The following is a 429-nucleotide window of genomic DNA, read 5'->3' as shown; positions in this document are numbered from 1 at the left end:
CCGCACGAGCTCGCCCTCGCTCACGCGCAGCGCGGCGGCATCCTCGGCGGACAGCGTGAACACGCCCGCGTCGACGAGCCCCGGCGCGACGCCGACGCGAAAATCGGCGAGCGACGTGTTCGACACGAGCGAGCGCGGCGCGTTCTCGCGTGCGGCGGGCGCGCCGATCGCGACCGGCACGACGGCGCTCTCGCGCACGGTGCGCAGATCCGCCACGTGGCATTCGAGCACGGGGCCCGCGTCGAAGATGTCGACGTGGTTCTGGTAGCGCAGCCCTTCGGCCTCGAGCATCTTGCGCGCGGGCAGCGTGTCGCGATGCGTGACGCCGATCACGTCCTGCGCGTCCCGCGGCAGCAGGTCGACGTACACCGGAAAGCGCGGCATCAGCTCCGCGAGAAACGACTTGCGGCCGTGCGAGCTCAGATAATC

The 429-nt window shown here is 71.3% G+C and carries 1 protein-coding gene; it reads right to left on the bottom strand.

The genetic code is table 11. The features are described from left to right. Positions 1–429: arginine N-succinyltransferase (locus J5M73_RS31505; RefSeq protein ID WP_207817007.1), on the bottom strand; the 429-nt coding region annotated here is incomplete at both ends.

This window comes from Pseudomonas sp. 50_B, assembly GCF_017491625.1.
Taxonomy (GTDB): domain Bacteria; phylum Pseudomonadota; class Gammaproteobacteria; order Pseudomonadales; family Pseudomonadaceae; genus Aquipseudomonas; species Aquipseudomonas danubii.
This window is presented reverse-complemented; position numbering and strand designations above follow the sequence as displayed.